The organism is Streptomyces goshikiensis (genome assembly GCF_014650555.1).
Classification (GTDB): domain Bacteria; phylum Actinomycetota; class Actinomycetes; order Streptomycetales; family Streptomycetaceae; genus Streptomyces; species Streptomyces goshikiensis.
This window is the reverse complement of record NZ_BMVE01000028.1, coordinates 1-16575: the sequence shown is the minus strand read 5'-3', so window position 1 is coordinate 16575 and position 16575 is coordinate 1. Positions and strand designations below refer to the sequence as shown.

Sequence of the window (16575 nt, the reverse complement as noted above, 5' to 3'; positions counted from 1 at the left end):
GCCTCGTCGACATACCGCCGAGAAGCTTCGATCTCTTCGACGGCGACGAGCGCGGTCCCACCGAAACCGACGATCTCCACCGCATCACCCTTACGAACCCGCCCGCGCTCGATCAGGCCGGCCAGCATGACCACCCTGCCCTGGTTCTGCCAGAAGAGATCTCCGATATGCATCAGGAACGGCCTGCCCGGTGCTTCCATCTGGGCTCCCTTCCCAACGACCAGCGATCAACGAACTGCCGAGGTTAACAGCGATCACTGCCCACCCTGTGCCCGATCGGTGCTGCGTCCCATCGGACAGGCCCTAGGCCTACCGAGCAGCGGCTCGACCACGAGCAACCGCGGATTCTTTCTGCGCGCTCGTCCCCGGCGAACGTGGTCTCTACGATTTGTCCATGACCTCTGAGTTGAACGTCGCGTTCAGGTCGTTGGACGGCACCGCGCTAAAGGGGACGGTGACGGTGCCGGAACGGATGACGGCTGGTGTGGCCGTCCTCGTGCACGGTGCCGGGGTGACTCGGCAGGAGGGCGGGTTCTTCACCCGGCTCGCCGCTGGGCTCGCCCGTGAGGGTGTGCGGTGCCTCCGGTTTGACCTGCGCGCGCACGGCGCGAGCGGTGGCCGGGCCGAGGAGGTGACGATCGCGGGAGTCGCCAACGACATCCGGGCCGCGAGTGATCATCTGCGTGCCGAGGCAGGTGTGGACCGGCCGGTGCATGTGATCGCAGCCTCGTTCTCCGGAGGGGCCGCAGCGCTCCACGCGGCCTACCGGCCACAGGACGTCGGCCGTCTGGTGCTGCTCAATCCGCGTCTGGACTATCGGGATCGGTACGTCACCAGCCGCCCGTACTTCGACGCCGACTACATCACCGCGTCCGCTGCCCGGGACCTGGACGAGCGTGGTTACACGGAGAAGTCCCCGTGGGAGCTGGGCCGGGCCCTGCACAACGAGGTGTTCTACCTCGACCCGGATGTCTATCTGCGCCAGGTGCGGGCGCCGGCCCTGCTCGTACACGGGACGAAGGACACGTTCGTGCCGGTGGAGTCCTCCCGCCGCTACCTCCCGGTGTTCGGGGGCCCGGCCGAGCTGATGGAGCTGGACGGAGCGCAGCACGGCTTCGCCGTCCATGCGGACCCGCAGTACGCGGATCCGCAGACCCAGGTGTGGCAGGCCGCCGTGATCGAGAAGGTCTGCGGTTTCCTCGGCGGTTAGACCGGCAGGGCGGTGAGGGCCCGGCGGAGTTCGCGGACGGCGGGCCGTCGTGCGTACGGGCGGAGCTCACCGGCGGTGCGGCGTAGTTCGCCGAGTGCCTGGCCGAAGCCGGGGACCGCGGCGAGCTGGAGTGCGGACAGTCCCGTGGCGGCGGCGTCATCGGGCTGTCCGGCGGCGGCCAGGGCCCCGGCGAGATGGGCGGTGAAGAAGGCCCGGTCGCGGGTGGCGAACGCACCTTGCTCCGCCAGGTGCTGGCGGAGCAGGGTGACCGCTTGCTGGGGCTGTCCGGCTTCGCGGTGGCAGATCGCGCTCTGGGCCATGAGCCGGTTCTCGCTGTATCCGGCGCCCAGCGGTCCGGTGCAGGTCGCCGGCTCGGCGGGGTCCGCGGCGGCGAGGGCCTCGTGGGCCTGGCCGAGGGTGCGGGCGACGGACCGGGGCGGGGCGCCGGTGAGTGCGAGAGCGCGGGCTTCTTGCTGGAGGGCTTCGGCGCGGGCGCGCGGTGGCAGTCTCCAGGAGCCTTGGGCGGCGGCGTGGGCGAGGTCGAGCATGCGGGCCGCATCTCCGCGATCGGTGGCCTGGGCTTTGCGGAGCAGGACGTACGCGTGCATCGGGCCGTCGCCCGTGATGCTGGCCCACTCGATGGCCCGGTCGTGGAAGTACAGGGTGACCTGGGGCGGGGCTCCGGCGTCGCGGTGGAGGAACGCGGTGAACTCGGCGGCGCGGGCGCCGACCATGAGTAGCTCGCGGCGGACGGACGAGCGGGTGCCCCGGGCGAGTTCGTCGATGACGGCGAGAAGGTCCAGCGCGGTGGGCAGTGCCTGGCGCGGTCCGGTGCGTCCATCGCTGCGCGCGGCTTCGTCCAGCGCGGAGCGCAGATGGCCGACCAGGGCGTGGTCGCTGTAGCGGCGGGCGTTGGCGAGGGCGGCGGTGAGCCGGCCTTGGCCGGTGGGGTTGAGGAGCGGCGCCGCGCCCACGACGAAGCCGCCGAGGAAGGAACGTCGGCGCATGGACTCCTCCTCCTGGTCGACGGAGTCCTTCCCCGCGGCGGGAGGAATGAAGCCGAGCTCGGCGAGAGGCACCCCGAACATCGACTCCAGGACGCGCCGGGTCATCTTCCGCTTGGGCCAGCCGGGGTCAGCCGACTCCCACCGGCGCACCTGGCGCACGGTGATGGTCGCGGGTTCGCCCAGCAGCGCCGAGTGGGTCTCGTAGGCGTCGGCGACATCGCTCTGGCTGTGCCAGCCCAGGCGCCGACGAGCATCGGCGAACTTGCTGTTTCCCGGTCGGGACATGGCTACCCCCGGTCGCGGACCTCGCGGAGAAGCGGCGGCCGTGAGATCGCGGCCGCTCGGAGTGAGAACTCTGACGTTACTCCCGTCAAATGTCCTGTGGTACGTCCTCGTTGCTTCCCGCGGGCGAACCTACGGTCCTCAGTACGGCCCATCCACTCCAGTGCGACAGCCACCCCAAGGACCACGCCATGAGTCGTCCCGCCTCCCCGCCGCATGTGCCGGGCACCATCAGCAGGATTCCCGGTCCCTGGGACCTGAACATGATCGCGATGCACGGCCCGATCACCGCCGCGGAGCAGCTGTTCGTCGCCGAGCACATGGTCACCGGGGGAGCCGGCCGTACGGCGGTCGAAGTCGGCTGCGGCACCGGACGCTTCGCGCACTGGCTCCACCACGCGCACGGCTACCACGTGACCGGACTCGACCTCCCACCCCACAACCTGCGCCTCGCCAGGCTCCGCGGGCAGGGGACCGGCCTGTCGTACGCGGCCCACGACGCCGAGACGGGCCCGCCCCCCCGGACTCCCCGTCGACGGAGTGGACCTTGTGATAGCCCGCATGACCACCCGCTACCTGCGCGACCCTCTACAGCTGCTGCGCCAGGTCCGCGACCGGTGGCTCCGCCCAGGAGGCTGCCTCTACCTCCAAGTGCTGGCGAAGCCGTTCCCCGACGAACTCCAGGGCTGGGTGGCGCCCGAGAACCTGCCTGCCTATGTGGACGGCTGGGCCAGCCGACAGCGCATGGACGAAGGCCCCCGCGCCCACCCTCGTGCTCCGCACGTCCCCCCGCTGAGCCAGCCACCAAGGACACAGCATGAGCCGCCCCGCCTCGAAGGACCCCCGACCTCTCCGATCGGCGGCCACCCGCCGCGCCATGGCCCACCGTCAGCTCCCTCGCTGGCTCCGCGAGGGCGCGGTGGCCGTCGAAGACGGCGGACGTCGAGGCGTCGTCCAGTTCATCGGCGAGTGGGAGGACCCCGCCACCCGCCGCATCAACCCGTGCGCGATCTTCCTGCGCCCCGAGGGCGGCGGAGTGGAGTGGATCGTCGCAGACCACGTCACCCTCACCCAGGGCTGAACACCCCCAGACCCCCCGCCCCGTTCCGGGGCGGGCGAGCGGACCCGCAGGCGACCAGCCCCAAGGCCCGCTCCACCACCGGTACGGGTGGTTGGCCGCCCGTACCGTCCGCAACCGCAACACATGAAGAAGGAGAAACCCGTGGAGCAGTCCAAGTCCGCAGCCGCCAGTTCCGCGACGCCGGCCGAGGCGATGGAAGAGATCGCCGAAGCCGTGGTAGTCGCCCAGGACGTCTTCGACGAGGAGTAGCCGCCCCTCGAACACCCTGAACCGGGCGCCCCTCCCCTGTCTGTCTCCCCACGGGGCCGGGGGAGGGGCGCCCGTCCTCACCTTTCACACCATTGCCGGCTGGAGGTCCCAAGGTGATTCACGTGTTCGTCGGGCCGACGCTCGCGAAGACCGAGCCGCAGCTCGCCGTCCCCGGTGTTCGGGTCTGTCCACCAGCCCGGCACGGCGACCTCTTCGACGGCGCCCTGCACGCTGGCGACACGGTGGTCCTCGTCGATGGCGTCTACCACCAGGCGCTGGCCCTGCGCCACAAGGAGATCCTGGCCGCCATGGGCCGGGGCATCTCCATGATCGGCGCGGCGAGCATCGGCGCGCTGCGGGCGGCCGAGCTCACGCCGTTCGGGATGCTCGGCGTCGGCACCATCTACACCTCCTACGTGCGCGGAGAGATCGACGGCGACGACGAGGTGGCGGTCGGCCAAGCCCCGGACGGGCAGTGGGACGCGCTGACCTGGCCCGTCGTCAACCTCCGGCACGTCCTGCACCTGGCCCAGGCCGCCCACGTACTCAAACAAGACAGGGCCGCCCACCTGCTGGATGCCCTGCGCGCGGTCTACTACCCGCAGCGCACCGCGGCCGCGGTGTGGGCCGTGTGCCGCCGCCAAGGAGAGACGGACTTCGCCGCGTGGCTGGCTGGGCGCCTCGACCAGAACCGGCACTTCGGCGACCTCAAACGCGCCGACGCCCTTACCGCGCTGCGCACCGCGCTGACCGGATGGGCGCAGCCAGCCGAGACCCGGCCTGCACCGGCCGTCTGGGAGACGACGTACTTCTGCCGCTGGTCCAACACCTTCGCCCGCACCACCGTTGACGGGCTGGAGTTGGCCACGGAAGACCGCTTGGTCTACCAGCAGATCTTCGACCCGCATTTCCGCGAGAGGTGGACGGCCTACCTTGAGCACCGCTCCCTGAACCCGGCCGACGGGCCGGTTCTGCCGCTCGACGTGCGCCTGGCCCAGCTCACGGGCGGGGACGTGCCCGCCCATCAGGTCTTCCACCCGCCGCTCGACCTGAGGGACGAAGCGAGCGTGGCCCTGCTGATGGAGGGCGAGACGGAACAGGACCGCCAGGCGGTCGCCCAGTATGCCGTCGCCCTCGCGCGGATACACCGCAGCCGGCCCGGCTTCTCCACCGACGCGGTGCGCGACGACCTCACCCGCCAGATCCTGCTGCGGGTGTGGCAGTGCACGGAGGCGGACTTCGATGCGGAGGCGTCCGCGCGCGGGCTCGGCTGCGGGGCACGCGCCGTTGAGGCGGCCAAGCGGATCGTCCCCGGCTTCCTAGACGAGAGCAACGAGAGAGCGGAGTTCGGTCATGCGTGCTGACGACCTGGTGGTGCTGCCGGGAACGGTGCGCGCACGGACCCCCGAGGAGACGTGGGCGGCGGTGGCCGGGCTTCTGCCCGAGTTCGGGATCACCCGCCTCGCCGACCTCACCGGCCTGGACTGCATCGGGCTACCGGTCTGGACGGCGATCCGGCCCGCCTCCCTGACCCTGAGCGCCTCCCAGGGCAAGGGCGCCACCGGGCTGCTGGCGAAGCTGTCGGCGGTCATGGAGGCCATCGAGTTGTGGCACCTTGAGCAGCCCCTGCCCATCGCGGCACGCGGCCCGGCCGCCGAGGTCGCCCCCCACTGCCCCGTGGCCGCGCTTCCGATGACCGTCCCCTACCCCGAGCACACCCTGCGCCAGATGGTGTGGGAGTGGACCCAGGGTACGGGCCTGGTGAGCGGACACGACGAACTGCTCCCGGCCGACCTCGTCCGATGCCGGGCACGCAGGCCCGAGTGGAGCCCGGACCTGCTGCGCGCGACCAGCACGGGCCTGGCCTGCGGGAACACACCGGATGAGGCACTGCTGCATGCCCTGTACGAGGTGGTGGAGCGTGACGTGCTCTACCGGGAGGAGGCGGACGGCAGGAGCTGGCGCACCTTCATCGCGCCCGGGACGGTCGAGGACCCGCATGCTCGTGAGGTTCTCGACAAGCTCGCGGCCGCGGGCATGTCGCTGGAGATCGCGATGGTCGACGGCCCGTATGGGCTGCCGGTGTGCGTGGCGTATCTGTGGTCGGAGGACCTCCCCGTGGTCTTCGCAGGCGGCGGCTGTCACAGCGTTCCGGCGATCGCGCTGACCCGGGCGCTGACGGAAGCCGCGCAGTCCCGGCTGACCGCGATCTCCGGGACCCGCGACGACCTCACCAGCGCCCCCAGCAGCACGGGTACCCCGGCTTTCCGCCCCGCACAGACCTCCGGGCTCGTACCGTGGCCGGACGCGACCGGCCACTTCACCCGAGCCGACGGCGGCTTCGCCGACCAGGCCGCCGACCTGGCCGTGGAAATCGCCCACGCCACCGGGCACGAACCCATCGCCCTGGACCTCTCCCACCCGAACAGCCCGGTCCACGCCGTGAAGATCGTCTGCCCCGGCACCCGCTCCCGGATCAGGAGGTCGATGCCCCGATGAACACCACCACTGCTGCGGCGTCCGGCGGGCGCTCCGCCCAGTACGACGCCTTCCACACCGCCCGCGCCCGCACCGACCTCGTCGCCCGCCTCTACGCCACGGCGATGGGGGAGGACTACCCGGCCGAGACCGCGGCCTCCAGCTCCTGCGACTGGCCCCTGCTCGGGCTGATGACCGCACGCCTGCGGATGCGGCCCGGCCAGCTCCTCGTGGACGCCGGATGCGGGACCGGAGGCATCGGCCTGTGGCTGGCCCGCGCCCTCGCGCTGCGCCTGGAGGGCTTCGACCTCTCCCCGGTCGCCGTCGCCCAGGCCTTCGGCCGCCGCACCCACTTCCTCGGCTCCGCCGACCGGGCCGCCTTCCGCGTAGCCGAGCTGGAGCACACCAACCTGCCCGACGGCCATGCCCACGGCATCGTGTGCGTGGACGCTCTCGGCACCGCCACCGACCGGACCGCCGCGGTGCGCGAACTCGGCCGCGTCCTGTCCCCGGGCGGCCGAATGCTCCTGACCCGCTCGACGAGGCGCGGCGCCGAACCCGCATGGCCCGAGCAGGCCCACGTGGCCGGGCTCATGCTGGAGCACGTCGACGAGCGCCCCGCCGAGCCGGCCATGTGGGACCGCCTCTACAAGCTGTGGATCGCCCATGCCGACGACCTGCGGCGCGAAGTCGGCGAAGTCCAGACCGAACGGATGCTCCGCGAGGCGCACCAGATGCTGCCCAAACTTCCCAGCCGCCGCGCCGTCCTGCTGACCCTACGGCGCCCCGCACACGATCCCGCCGCATCCGGCACGGCCGATACGATGACCGCGCCCCGCCTTCACAGCGGCCAGCCCCCGTTCCACGAGGAGATCCCGCAGTGACCCAGCAGCGTTCCCTCCGCGCAGCGGTGCTCTCCGCCGGGTCCTGGGGCACTGCCGTCGCCAAGATCATGGCCGACGCCGGTACCGACGTCATCGTGCACGCTCGTCGCAGCGAGATCGCCGACACGATCAACACGGAGCACCGCAACCCCGGCTACTTCCCGGACATCGAGCTGCCCTTCTCCGTGAAGGCCACCACCGACCCGGCCGTAGCCCTGGACGGCGCGGACTTCCTCGTGCTGTCCATCCCCGCCCAGTCCCTGCGGGCCAGCCTTGCCGCGTGGGCGCCGCACATCGGGCCCGACACGGTGATCGTGTCGCTGATGAAGGGCATCGAGGCCGGGAGCGGGCTGCGGGCGAGCCAGGTCATCACCGACGTGACCGGTGTACCCGATGAACGAGTCGCGGTCCTGTCGGGCCCGAACCTGGCAGCCGAGATCATGGCGGAGCAGCCCGCCGCCGCCACCATCGCCTGCCCCGATGAATCCGCCGCCCGCCGCTTCCAAACGGCCTGCCACACCCCGTACTTCCGGCCCTACACCAGCACCGACGTCATCGGCTGCGAGCTCGGCGGCGCGGTGAAGAACGTCATCGCCCTCGCGGTCGGCATCGCCTCGGGCATGGGCCTCGGCGACAACTCGACCTCCCTGCTCATCACCCGCGGGCTGGCCGAGGCAACCCGCCTGGCCACGGCGATGGGCGCCGAGCCGGCCACCCTCGCGGGCCTGGCCGGAGTGGGCGACCTGGTCGCCACCTGCTCCTCCCCGCTCTCGCGCAACCGCACCTTCGGCACCCACCTCGGCCGCGGCCTGAGCGTCGCGGAGGCGACAGCCGCGACCCGGCAGACCACCGAAGGCGTCAAGAGCGCGGAGGCGATCCTCGCCATGGCCCGCACCCACGGCGTCGAGATGCCGATCACGGACGTCATGGCCGACCTGCTGAACGAGAAGATCACGCTCGACGAGGCCGCCGCCGCGCTGATGCAGCGGCCCGCCAAGCCCGAGCGCTGACCCCCGGCGCCCCGCCCGCGGGGCCGCCCACCGACACCTTCTCCCTCCTGACCCGGAGGTTCGCCATGCCCTCATCCGTGCTGTCCGCTGCCCAGATCGCCGTCACCGTCGCCCTCGTGGCGTGGATGATCTCGGGATTCACCCGTCTGCCCGGCCGCTGGCTGCGCTGGAAGATGTTCTGCCGGGGCAACTTCATCATCGTCACCCTCACCGGCACCACGAAGGACGGCCGCACCGAACCGGTCAGCGCCTACAGCTACCTGACCCCCGGATCCTTCCTCCTGGGTCCGCCCCAGCTCGTCGCGATCGTCAACCATCTCGTCCGCAGCGGCCAGTACGACCGGATCGACGGGCACGGCCGCCTCCTATCCGAGCGGGGCGAGCAGCGTGTGGAAGTGAGGGACAGCCGTGTCGTGGTTCTTTGACGCTCTCTCCTCCGGCTTCCAGCACCCCACCGACCCCGGACACCTCCAGCAGTTCCGCATCGTCTTCGGCACCGTCCTCGCCCTGCGGTTCGCCCTGTCCATCGGCCAGGGCGGCTGGGACCGACTCGCCCCCGGCTCCCTGAGCCTCCACCTGACCCAGAAGCGCTTCGGCCTCACCCGGACCCGTCTCCTCGCCGGCGCCTACCGGCCCATGCTGATCATCCGCACAGCCGCCGCCCTCACCCTGGCTGCCGGTCTCGCATCGAGGGCCTCACTCCTGCTGGTCCTGGCCGGAGCCGCCATGGAAATGCTCTACCTCAAGAGCCCCAACTCGATCCACTACACCCTGCTGACCGGAGCCGCCCTCCTGGCCGCCGGAGACCTCGGCCACGGCCTTCACATCGGACACGCCCCCAGCACCGCCAACACCTGGGCGCAGTGCCTCCTCGTCCTGATCACCACCGACATCTACTGGAACTCCGCCTGGCAGAAGACGCGCTCGCGGCAGTTCCGCACCGGCCTCTACCTAGCCCAATGGATCCACACCTACACCCAGGTCAAAGACCAGCTGCCCTACCGGCACGAGCACGCAATCCCCGGCTTCGTCCGCCGCCACCTGGGCAACCTCACCAACCGCGATATCCGCCTCTGGCGGCTGCTGGCAACCACCGTCATCGCAGCGGAAATCGCGCTACCCGCCGCGCTGCTCTTCCCGAGGACGACGCCGTACGCCGCCGCCGCGGGCATCGCGATGCATATCGCCTTCACCTGCCTCAAGCCCCGGCAGCTCGTCACTTTCTCCGGCCTCACCACCGGCACTTACTTCGCCTTCGCAGCCTGAGAACCACCCCGCAGCGGCACCACGCTCTGGTCGAAGAAGCCAACGGGACGCTGATACTGGACGGCGTTCCGCTGCAGCTGCAAGAACGTGGCCAGGGCTGTGATTTCCGGTTTGCAGCACGGGGGAGTCGCCGCATCGATAGTGTTCTTTTGCTGACGCGCCCTTTTATCAGGGGTTCGCTGACGTGCCCTCCTCGGGGGAGGCATCGGGGTTTCCGCTGCCTTCGGCCGAGGGCGCACGGTGGTGTGCCCGTGAAGAAAGGAGAGGTTCGTCCTCATGAGCGCTACGCAATCCGATGACGGCGGTTCCGACAAGGACCCCAGGTGGCGGCTGTGGGCTGAAGTGATGGCCCTGGCCACGGCGTGCGTCACTCTTGTGACGGCAGTCATCGGTATCCGGTAGCCAGCCAGGGGTGACTCAACCACCCCTGGCCAGCCGTTCCGGAGGTCCGCCACCCACGGGTGGCGGACTTTTTTGTGTCCCGACAGAAGTCTCGAAAGATTTCACGCTATGTACTGGAGCGTCTGGAACCAACTGTGAAGGGTCTATTCGCTGTGCCAACAGTACATCGGGCTATGTACTGATGGAGGAGGACCGAAAGAAAAACTCTGAAACCGGCGGTCAGATCACCCCGGGAAGGGGGGTCAGGCCGTCACAGGGCCGTACAGGTGCCTTCTCGGGCCTCGTCCTTTCGCTCGTGCCCCAAGCCGGGCATCACTCACCCGCGATGGAGCCCCTGCGGGCCTCATTCGAAGATCAAAACGGCGTCAGCGAGCCTCCAGGATCCAGACTTTGCGCTGTCACGTCGCGAGGTCGTAGTTGATGCGGGCGTTAGGGCAGGAGGCCGCGTACCGCAGGAGGGCTTCCCGCTCGGGCTGGTCGACGGCGAGGCCCCAGCGGTGCTTGGTGCCGACCCATTCCCCGAGGTAGCGGCAGTGGACCGCGGGCATGGGCATCCAGGTGGCCGGGTCCTGGTCGGACTTCTGCCGTTCGAGCGGGCGGAGACGCCGACGAGGGTGACGTCGGAGCCGAGGTCGTTGGCGTAGCGGCGGCGGCGTTCGGTGGTCCAGCCGTAGCCGCCGGAGTCGTGGACTTCGGCGAGCGGGATGAGGTGGTCGATGTCGACGCCGGACGGGCCCTGGACGAGGACGTCGTCGTAGTAGGAGTGCCACACCCCTCCGGTGAGGGTGCAGCCGGCGCCGATGGTGGGGGCTTCGATGGCTTCGGCGATCAGGACGTCGTTGCGGGCGGTGCAGCCGTTCTTGTCGTCGTCCTTCCAGTGCGGGTACAGCTCCCGCTTGTAGCCCTCGCGGATCTCCTCGGCGACGGGCAGCGCGGTGATCCCGTCCATGAGCGTGACTTCGTCGGCCTGGGCGGGGGAGGCGGGGGCGAGCACGGCGAAGGCGAGGGCGGTGGCCAGCAGTCCCCGGCGCAAGTTCTTGATCATGAACCTGGTGATACCGGGTCACCCACTGCCGGATCGAGCCGGGTTGGGGACGGCTCACCCCGCTGGGTGAGCCGGTTCACCGCAGAAACGCGCCTGCGCCCTCCGCCTCGCCAGGGTCGAGGTAGCCGCCCTCACCGGCCCCACGATCGACGTCCGCGTGGACGAGAACTTGCACTTCGTCCTTGCCGGGCGTACGTCGGAGCCGGCACGGACCGCTAGACAGGAACAGGTCCGAGATTCGCTGCGCCGCTTTGAGCACGGCCTTCTCGTGGCCCCGGATCTCGATCGTGATCACGCTCTCGTCGTTCATGCCCCAGAAACCCTCGACACCATCGAGGTGTTCCGCACCCAGGTGAGGACTCACACCAACGAGCACCCGGTGCGTTTGCCCCGAACAGCGCGATTCGAGTATGCCGCTCACCTGTATGCGGATCGTCGTACTCGTGGAATGATCGCTGAACCGGTCTGGCTTGGGGGGTGTGATGGCAGACGGGGGAGAACAGTACGAGGCGTCAGCGTCGGCTCTCGGGTATCTGTTCCAGTTCGCCAAGGCTCTGCACATGTGTATCGAGCAGTGGATGAGCGCTGGCGCGGACTGGAGCGTTGCGGTCGAGGCGGCCGACGACATTGAGCAGCACGTGGGCTCCGTGACGGAGCTTGTGCAGCTGAAGCAGCGCGCCGAAGGGGTGCGTTTGACGAACCTTTCGAAGGATTTGTGGAAGACCCTGCGGATCTGGGCGGAAGCTGCCGGGGCGGGTCGAATCGACCTCGACAGCACGAATCTGTACCTGCTCACCACGGCCGAGCTTCCCAAGGACAGCGTGGGCTTCCTGCTTCAGCATCGTGACAGCGGTCACCGCAACGAGGAGCAGGCGCTGAAGCTACTCTGCGCCGCGGCGAAGGCCTCGAAGAGCGAGAGCAAGGCGATGACGGAGTCGTTCGCCGCATTCATGGGACTGGCCAACCGCGAGGTGCCACTCCAGCGTGCGCTGCTCGCGCGGATCGAGGTCATCGGGGGTGCCGACGACATCGACGTCGTGCGCTCGTCCATGCTCGGCCTCGCAGCGGTGGCCGCAGGCCGCGAGGCAGCCAAGTCCTTTCTCCATAGGCTGGAGGGCTGGTTCTACGACCGCGTGATCGAGCAGATGCGCACGCCGGGCGGCAGCCCAGTCACCGGCGTCGAATTCGACGAGGTTTTCAGCGGACTCCAACGACAGTTCAGCTACGACAACCTGCCGATCGACCCGGACATCACCGGCATGACCGGCGCTGTCGACGAGGAGACCGACAAGATCTTCGTTCGGCAGCTCGGGTTGATCGGTGTGGGCTCGGAGCGTATCGGCTACGCGGTGAGGGACTACGTCCGAGCCTTCGCGCAGCGTTCCCGCTGGTTGAACGAGAACCTGCTGCGTCCCGGCGAGATCGGTGAGTACGAGCGCCGGCTCGTGGAGGAGTGGCAGTCGCGCTTCGCGGAGATGGCGGAAGAACTGGGACCCGAGGCCACCGAGGCGGAGAAGAAGAAGGAAGCCAGGAGGATCTACCGGTGGGTCGACCAGGAAGCCCGCTCTCAGATCCGCACCGGATGCGATGAGGTGTTCGTGCCCAAGGGCTCGTACCACATGCTGGCCGACGAGCGCCGGGTCGGTTGGCACCCGGATTTCGCGGCCCGGCTGATGCAGCTTCTTGAGCCGGCCGAGGTCCGCTGATGGACCTGAGTCGTGAGGAGCGAGCTCTGTACAACCCCGCCTTCACCGCGTTGCTGTGCACCCGCGCAGTTCAGGGTCACGAGAAGCAGTACGACGCTGCGTGCCCCTTGCCCGTGGCCGTCGTGGCCGCGGTGATGGCCCTTCAGCCTTCCATCAGGGACGTCCTCCCCGGGACGACGAAGACCGGGCTGATGAAGTGGCTCGACACGAACGAGGCCGTGCGCATCGCCATGGGCCGCAACGCCGCCCCGCTCGCGGCGGTGGTCCGTCCCGGGCTGCTCTTCGCCCTCCAGACCGGATCCCTGCGGGCTACAGGAGAAGGGCTCAGCTTGGCTGCTGGCGCGACGACCAAGACCATCAAGGGCGCCACTCAGCAGACCATCGCCATCCAAAATGCCGCCCTGCTCCTCGGGCGCTGGCTGCCCAGCACGGGCAGCCTCAGCACCGTCCTGACGCTTCTCGGAGTCAAACCGTGACGTTCCAGATCAAAGCGATCACCATTTACGGCAAGCAGCCCGGACAGATCCGCACCGTTCCCTTCAAGACAGGCACCCTCAACATCGTTACGGGCGACTCTCGGCGCGGCAAAAGCGCACTGCTGACGATCATTGACTACTGCCTCGCCAGCACCGACTACCCAGTCAAAGCAGGCAAGGTCCGCGACTACGTCAGCACCTACGCCGTCACCCTCACCAAACCCGGCCAACAACTCTTCGTTGCCCGCCGGGCCCCTGAAGCCAAAGCGGCAGTCAGCACCGTGCTGTGCGTCATCACCCAGGCGCCTGACACCCCGCCCCCGCAGCTGGAAGAGCTGAACTTCACCACCCCGCAGGACACAGCCAAGGACATCCTCAGCAACTTCTGCGGCATCGACAGCACCGTCCGGGTACCTGCCGTCGGCAAGAACACGCTCATAGCGCCGTCCATCCGCCACGCCCTCTTCTTCTGCTTCCAGGCCCAGAACGAGGTTGCCAACCCTGACGTCCTATTCCACTCGCAGGGCGAAGACTGGAAGCCGAACACCATCCGGGGTGTCATCCCATACTTCCTGGGCGCGGTCGACCGCGAGCAGGCTCTGCTCCACAACCGGCTCCGCAACCTGCGCCGGGACCTCGCCGACAACGAAGCCATGCTCGCTGCGTCCACTGACGTCACCCCGGCGAGCGGGCAGGCCCAGGCCCTGCTGGCCGAAGCCGTCGAGGTCGGCCTCGTGCCTCCACGAACCGGCGAGCAACCGGCAGACGAAGTCCTCCGGCACCTACGCAGCGCCATGGTCCACGGCGCCCCGCAGGCAGGCTCGCCCGGCGATGACCCCATCGCCGCTCTCCACACCCAGCGAACTGAACTACGTCGGCTCTTCGCGCAGACCCGGGCGAAGATCGCCGACTTGAAGACGGATCTGGCAGAGAACAATGAATTCAACGATCAAGCCATCGAGCAGCGAGCCCGCCTGGCGTCCCTAGGCCTCTTGAACCGAGACCCCGACACCGCAGACCGAGCACGCTGCCCGGTCTGCGACAGCAGCGTCCCCGCGGCCAACGAGACCGTCGTCGGCCTCATGCGGGACCTCGCCCACCTGGACGGCGATCTGCAAGCGATCGGAAGCGACACCCCAGCCATCCGGCGCCTCATCGCGACTGGCGAAGACCGTCTGCAGACACTGCGCTCCGAGCTCGCCCGCAACCAGGAGGAGATCAACGAACTCACCACAGCACTGCGCACGCTCCACCGAGAGCCAGACGACTTGAGACGAGCCGCCATCGTCCAGGGCCGCATCAGTCTCTTCCTCGACACAGCTGCCCAGCAAGTTGCCGCACCTCGGGTTCACGATCGCCGTGAGGCGCTGCGAGAGCAGATCGCTGGCCTTGAGGAGCAGCTCAGCGGGAGTACCCAGGAGGAGCGACTGACCAGCTTCCTGTCGCTGATCAACCAGGAGATCAAGAAGAAGGCGAAGGCACTCGACCTCGACTTCTCTGGCTCGCCCATCCGCTTGGACATCGGCCGGCTCACCGTGGTCGCTGACACCGTCGACGGCCCTGTGCAGCTAAAGAACATGGGCAGCGCTGAGAATCACCTGGGCTATCACGTCTCCACCCTGCTCAGCCTCCATGAGTGGTTCGCCGAGCACCACGGGCCTGTGCCCCGTGTCCTGATTTTGGATCAGCCCTCGCAGGTCTACTTCCCGGCTGAAGCCACCGGAGAAGTGGAGCTCCAAACCAACGACCGCATGCACCTGCTGAACCTCTTCGAAGCCCTCCACCACACCCTTCAGCAGCTCGACGGCAAGATGCAGATCATCGTCATGGAACATGCCGACCTCGCCGACCCCGGCTTCAGCCAGCACGTAGTCGAGCGCTGGCGCTACGGCAACGACTCAGCCCTGGTGCCTTCCGCATGGATGGACCACGAGGACAGTTGAGAGCGGCTCGTCAGCACAACTGACTACTCAGGAACCGCCGAGACGGAGCGCCTGCGACGGTCTCGCAGACGTTGCACGCGCCTCCCCATGTTCTCGAACCCGGTGGCTAGCGCAGCGCGCGCGGGGTGCCGAAGGTCGACGAGCCGGCCGGGTCGCAGTCCGGAGCGATGCCGTACGGCATGAAGCTGTCCAGGTCGATCGTGGAACCTGCGATGAGCAGCGAGTTGATGGGCGCCTGGCGCCGGCAAGATTCCAGCTCCTCCGGGCTCCACCCGTCCCCGTCGCACCCCAGGGGAGGAAGCGCTGAGCAGCCCGCGTCGCTCACTCCCACGACCCAATCAAGGTAGCCACCGGTTCCCGAAGTAGTGCTGCTCGGCGTAGCCGAAGCGGCGCCCTCCCTTGGCCGGCCACGGGCCGGCGGCATCCGTTTCGGGGGTGGGCAGATTGGCAAGGGGGGTCTTGCCCAAGGTGAGCCGGTGAGGCCCAACAGCGACGCGCGGGCGGAAGAGTCGGCTGTGCCTCGTGAGGGAGTACATCAGCACCTCGTCGTCCTCGTGCGACCACGTGACCAGGAACCCGAGTTCTTCCGCTCAGTGCGCCTGGGAGAGGGCGATGTCCAGGATGGTCTGGTCGTCCTGAAAGGCGTCCTCCCTCGTGCAGTGGAGCGAGTTCTCAAGCAGGGTGGCGACCTGTTCCCGGTCGTCGGCGTCACCACGCAGGACGACTCGTGCGGTGCCCGTCTCGGACGATGGGGGCAGGGCGCTGCCGCCAATGGCGGCCTGCCTTACATCGACCATGAAGCCGTGCTGCGTAGCCGAACCTGGTGGCTCGTTACGATGCGACATCGACGCCGAACACCTCCGTGAAGGTGGAGGTGGTGACCGTTCTGACGGCGGTGTACGCGGCGGGATCGGGATTCTCCGCTCGCACACTCACGTAGCCGGTAGTGGGAATCGACATCACGGCCTCCTCGTCACGGCTGGTGCATCCAAGCATCCGGCCCGTTGACTGATCTGTCGCGCCAATGGGGTGTGGCCACGAGGGCGGTAGCCCGCAGGCGTTGCTTCTGGGCGCGGGGAGTCGGGATCCCGCAGCGATGTCGGGTGACAGGTCGTGTGGCGAGAGAGAGGGCTGCCGCCCTCTCGTGCTCTCCCGCACCATCCCGCCGTGGTCGTGAAGTGGTTATGTGCCGACGTTGCGTGCGACAGGAAAGAACGGTGGTGGCGGAGCTTCAGACGGGGGTGGTCGTCGCTTCTTTGTGTGTGGGTGGGGTGGGGTTGGGGGTGGTGGTGGCGGTGTGGTGGCGTGGCGTGCGGCGGCGGCGGTGGTGGTGGGTGGCGGTGGGTGGTGGTGTGGGGTGTCGGGTCGGGGTGTGGGGTCGTTGGTTTGGGTGATGTCCGGTGTCGGCGCGCCTGGTTTCCCGGCTCGCGGGCGCACGGTTCTGCAACCTTTTTCAGGCATTAGAAATTGGCAGCCAGTTAGACGATGTCCTGATGAGGCAGTGGTTGGTTTTTGCTGGTCAGGCCGGTGTACACG

Annotated in this window: 19 protein-coding genes and 1 pseudogene; 12 read left to right on the top strand and 8 right to left on the bottom strand. The window is 68.8% G+C overall.

Features of this window, described 5'->3' with window-relative positions; translation table 11 throughout:
• Nucleotides 1-200: pseudogene (locus tag IE248_RS36815) on the bottom strand (hypothetical protein); the annotation flags it as partial.
• A gap of 194 nt (nt 201-394) precedes the next feature.
• On the opposite strand from IE248_RS36815, the gene IE248_RS36810 reads away from it, so the two are divergent.
• The gene (locus IE248_RS36810; RefSeq protein WP_190033122.1) at nt 395-1210 is read left to right on the top strand and encodes an alpha/beta hydrolase; all 816 of its coding nucleotides are present in this window, start codon (nt 395-397) and stop codon (nt 1208-1210) included.
• Here IE248_RS36810 and IE248_RS36805 read toward each other — a convergent pair.
• Complete coding sequence (locus IE248_RS36805; RefSeq protein ID WP_190033121.1) at nt 1207-2502, bottom strand: NsdA family TPR-like regulatory protein; 1296 nt, start codon at nt 2500-2502, stop codon at nt 1207-1209. The genes IE248_RS36810 and IE248_RS36805 overlap by 4 nt on opposite strands.
• Nucleotides 2503-2591: 89 nt before the next feature.
• Here IE248_RS36805 and IE248_RS36800 point away from each other — a divergent pair, with 89 nt between their 5' ends.
• From IE248_RS36800 to IE248_RS36765, 8 genes are all read left to right on the top strand, one after another.
• Nucleotides 2592-3320 (top strand): class I SAM-dependent methyltransferase, encoded by a 729-nt coding sequence (locus IE248_RS36800; RefSeq protein ID WP_308438214.1) that lies wholly within the window; start codon nt 2592-2594, stop codon nt 3318-3320.
• Nucleotides 3317-3580 carry a hypothetical protein gene (locus IE248_RS36795; protein ID WP_229895806.1) on the top strand — a complete coding sequence of 88 codons (264 nt, stop codon included), beginning with the start codon at nt 3317-3319 and terminating at the stop codon, nt 3578-3580. The genes IE248_RS36800 and IE248_RS36795 overlap by 4 nt, the downstream gene beginning before the upstream one ends.
• Nucleotides 3581-3951: 371 nt before the next feature.
• Nucleotides 3952-5193, top strand: coding sequence for a TfuA domain-containing protein (locus IE248_RS36790; RefSeq protein ID WP_229895805.1), 1242 nt, complete (start codon nt 3952-3954; stop codon nt 5191-5193).
• Nucleotides 5183-6328, top strand: coding sequence for a YcaO-like family protein (locus IE248_RS36785; RefSeq protein ID WP_190033119.1), 1146 nt, complete (start codon nt 5183-5185; stop codon nt 6326-6328). Before IE248_RS36790 ends, IE248_RS36785 begins: the two co-directional genes overlap by 11 nt.
• Nucleotides 6325-7191 carry a class I SAM-dependent methyltransferase gene (locus IE248_RS36780; protein ID WP_190033118.1) on the top strand — a complete coding sequence of 289 codons (867 nt, stop codon included), beginning with the start codon at nt 6325-6327 and terminating at the stop codon, nt 7189-7191. Before IE248_RS36785 ends, IE248_RS36780 begins: the two co-directional genes overlap by 4 nt.
• Nucleotides 7188-8201, top strand: coding sequence for an NAD(P)H-dependent glycerol-3-phosphate dehydrogenase (locus tag IE248_RS36775; RefSeq protein WP_190033117.1), 1014 nt, complete (start codon nt 7188-7190; stop codon nt 8199-8201). Before IE248_RS36780 ends, IE248_RS36775 begins: the two co-directional genes overlap by 4 nt.
• Nucleotides 8202-8266: 65 nt before the next feature.
• Nucleotides 8267-8626 (top strand): hypothetical protein, encoded by a 360-nt coding sequence (locus IE248_RS36770; protein ID WP_190033116.1) that lies wholly within the window; start codon nt 8267-8269, stop codon nt 8624-8626.
• Nucleotides 8610-9467 (top strand): hypothetical protein, encoded by an 858-nt coding sequence (locus tag IE248_RS36765; RefSeq protein ID WP_190033115.1) that lies wholly within the window; start codon nt 8610-8612, stop codon nt 9465-9467. Before IE248_RS36770 ends, IE248_RS36765 begins: the two co-directional genes overlap by 17 nt.
• 745 nt (nt 9468-10212) lie before the next feature.
• Here the strand turns inward: IE248_RS36765 and IE248_RS36760 are convergent.
• Nucleotides 10213-10914, bottom strand: coding sequence for a hypothetical protein (locus IE248_RS36760; RefSeq protein WP_308438213.1), 702 nt, complete (start codon nt 10912-10914; stop codon nt 10213-10215).
• Nucleotides 10915-10990: 76 nt separating this feature from the next.
• Nucleotides 10991-11335: a hypothetical protein gene (locus IE248_RS36755; protein WP_190033114.1), complete on the bottom strand. Its 345-nt coding sequence runs from the start codon at nt 11333-11335 to the stop codon at nt 10991-10993.
• A gap of 139 nt (nt 11336-11474) precedes the next feature.
• Here IE248_RS36755 and IE248_RS36750 point away from each other — a divergent pair, with 139 nt between their 5' ends.
• The 3 genes from IE248_RS36750 to IE248_RS36740 are packed head-to-tail and all read left to right on the top strand — an operon-like array spanning nt 11475 to nt 15039.
• Nucleotides 11475-12620: an ABC-three component system protein gene (locus IE248_RS36750; RefSeq protein ID WP_190033113.1), complete on the top strand. Its 1146-nt coding sequence runs from the start codon at nt 11475-11477 to the stop codon at nt 12618-12620.
• A complete protein-coding gene (locus IE248_RS36745) occupies nt 12620-13096 on the top strand; it encodes a three component ABC system middle component (protein ID WP_190033112.1) in 477 nt (158 codons plus the stop codon). The genes IE248_RS36750 and IE248_RS36745 overlap by 1 nt, the downstream gene beginning before the upstream one ends.
• Entirely contained in the window at nt 13093-15039 is a 1947-nt protein-coding gene (locus IE248_RS36740) for a DUF3732 domain-containing protein (protein ID WP_190033111.1), read from the top strand. The genes IE248_RS36745 and IE248_RS36740 overlap by 4 nt, the downstream gene beginning before the upstream one ends.
• A gap of 106 nt (nt 15040-15145) precedes the next feature.
• On the opposite strand, the gene IE248_RS36735 is transcribed toward IE248_RS36740, so the two are convergent.
• The 4 genes from IE248_RS36735 to IE248_RS38360 are packed head-to-tail and all read right to left on the bottom strand — an operon-like array spanning nt 15146 to nt 15999.
• Nucleotides 15146-15370: a hypothetical protein gene (locus IE248_RS36735; RefSeq protein ID WP_190033110.1), complete on the bottom strand. Its 225-nt coding sequence runs from the start codon at nt 15368-15370 to the stop codon at nt 15146-15148.
• 7 nt (nt 15371-15377) lie between these two features.
• The gene (locus IE248_RS38685) at nt 15378-15611 is read right to left on the bottom strand and encodes an ETEC_3214 domain-containing protein (protein WP_350878762.1); all 234 of its coding nucleotides are present in this window, start codon (nt 15609-15611) and stop codon (nt 15378-15380) included.
• 18 nt (nt 15612-15629) lie between these two features.
• A complete protein-coding gene (locus IE248_RS36730; RefSeq protein WP_190033109.1) occupies nt 15630-15836 on the bottom strand; it encodes a hypothetical protein in 207 nt (68 codons plus the stop codon).
• 34 nt (nt 15837-15870) lie between these two features.
• The gene (locus IE248_RS38360) at nt 15871-15999 is read right to left on the bottom strand and encodes a hypothetical protein (protein WP_268254123.1); all 129 of its coding nucleotides are present in this window, start codon (nt 15997-15999) and stop codon (nt 15871-15873) included.
• Between the last annotated feature and the right edge of the window lie 576 nt (nt 16000-16575).

Coding starts and splice junctions, on each gene's coding strand:
- IE248_RS36785 (WP_190033119.1), top strand. CDS start 5,183: ATGCGTGCTGACGACCTGGTGGTGCTGCCGGGAACGGTGCGCGCACGG.
- IE248_RS38360 (WP_268254123.1), bottom strand. CDS start 15,999: ATGTCGATTCCCACTACCGGCTACGTGAGTGTGCGAGCGGAGAATCCC.
- IE248_RS36745 (WP_190033112.1), top strand. CDS start 12,620: ATGGACCTGAGTCGTGAGGAGCGAGCTCTGTACAACCCCGCCTTCACC.
- IE248_RS36795 (WP_229895806.1), top strand. CDS start 3,317: ATGAGCCGCCCCGCCTCGAAGGACCCCCGACCTCTCCGATCGGCGGCC.
- IE248_RS36760 (WP_308438213.1), bottom strand. CDS start 10,914: ATGATCAAGAACTTGCGCCGGGGACTGCTGGCCACCGCCCTCGCCTTC.
- IE248_RS36780 (WP_190033118.1), top strand. CDS start 6,325: ATGAACACCACCACTGCTGCGGCGTCCGGCGGGCGCTCCGCCCAGTAC.
- IE248_RS36800 (WP_308438214.1), top strand. CDS start 2,592: ATGTCCTGTGGTACGTCCTCGTTGCTTCCCGCGGGCGAACCTACGGTC.
- IE248_RS36750 (WP_190033113.1), top strand. CDS start 11,475: ATGTGTATCGAGCAGTGGATGAGCGCTGGCGCGGACTGGAGCGTTGCG.
- IE248_RS36810 (WP_190033122.1), top strand. CDS start 395: ATGACCTCTGAGTTGAACGTCGCGTTCAGGTCGTTGGACGGCACCGCG.
- IE248_RS36730 (WP_190033109.1), bottom strand. CDS start 15,836: ATGGTCGATGTAAGGCAGGCCGCCATTGGCGGCAGCGCCCTGCCCCCA.
- IE248_RS36805 (WP_190033121.1), bottom strand. CDS start 2,502: ATGTCCCGACCGGGAAACAGCAAGTTCGCCGATGCTCGTCGGCGCCTG.
- IE248_RS36770 (WP_190033116.1), top strand. CDS start 8,267: ATGCCCTCATCCGTGCTGTCCGCTGCCCAGATCGCCGTCACCGTCGCC.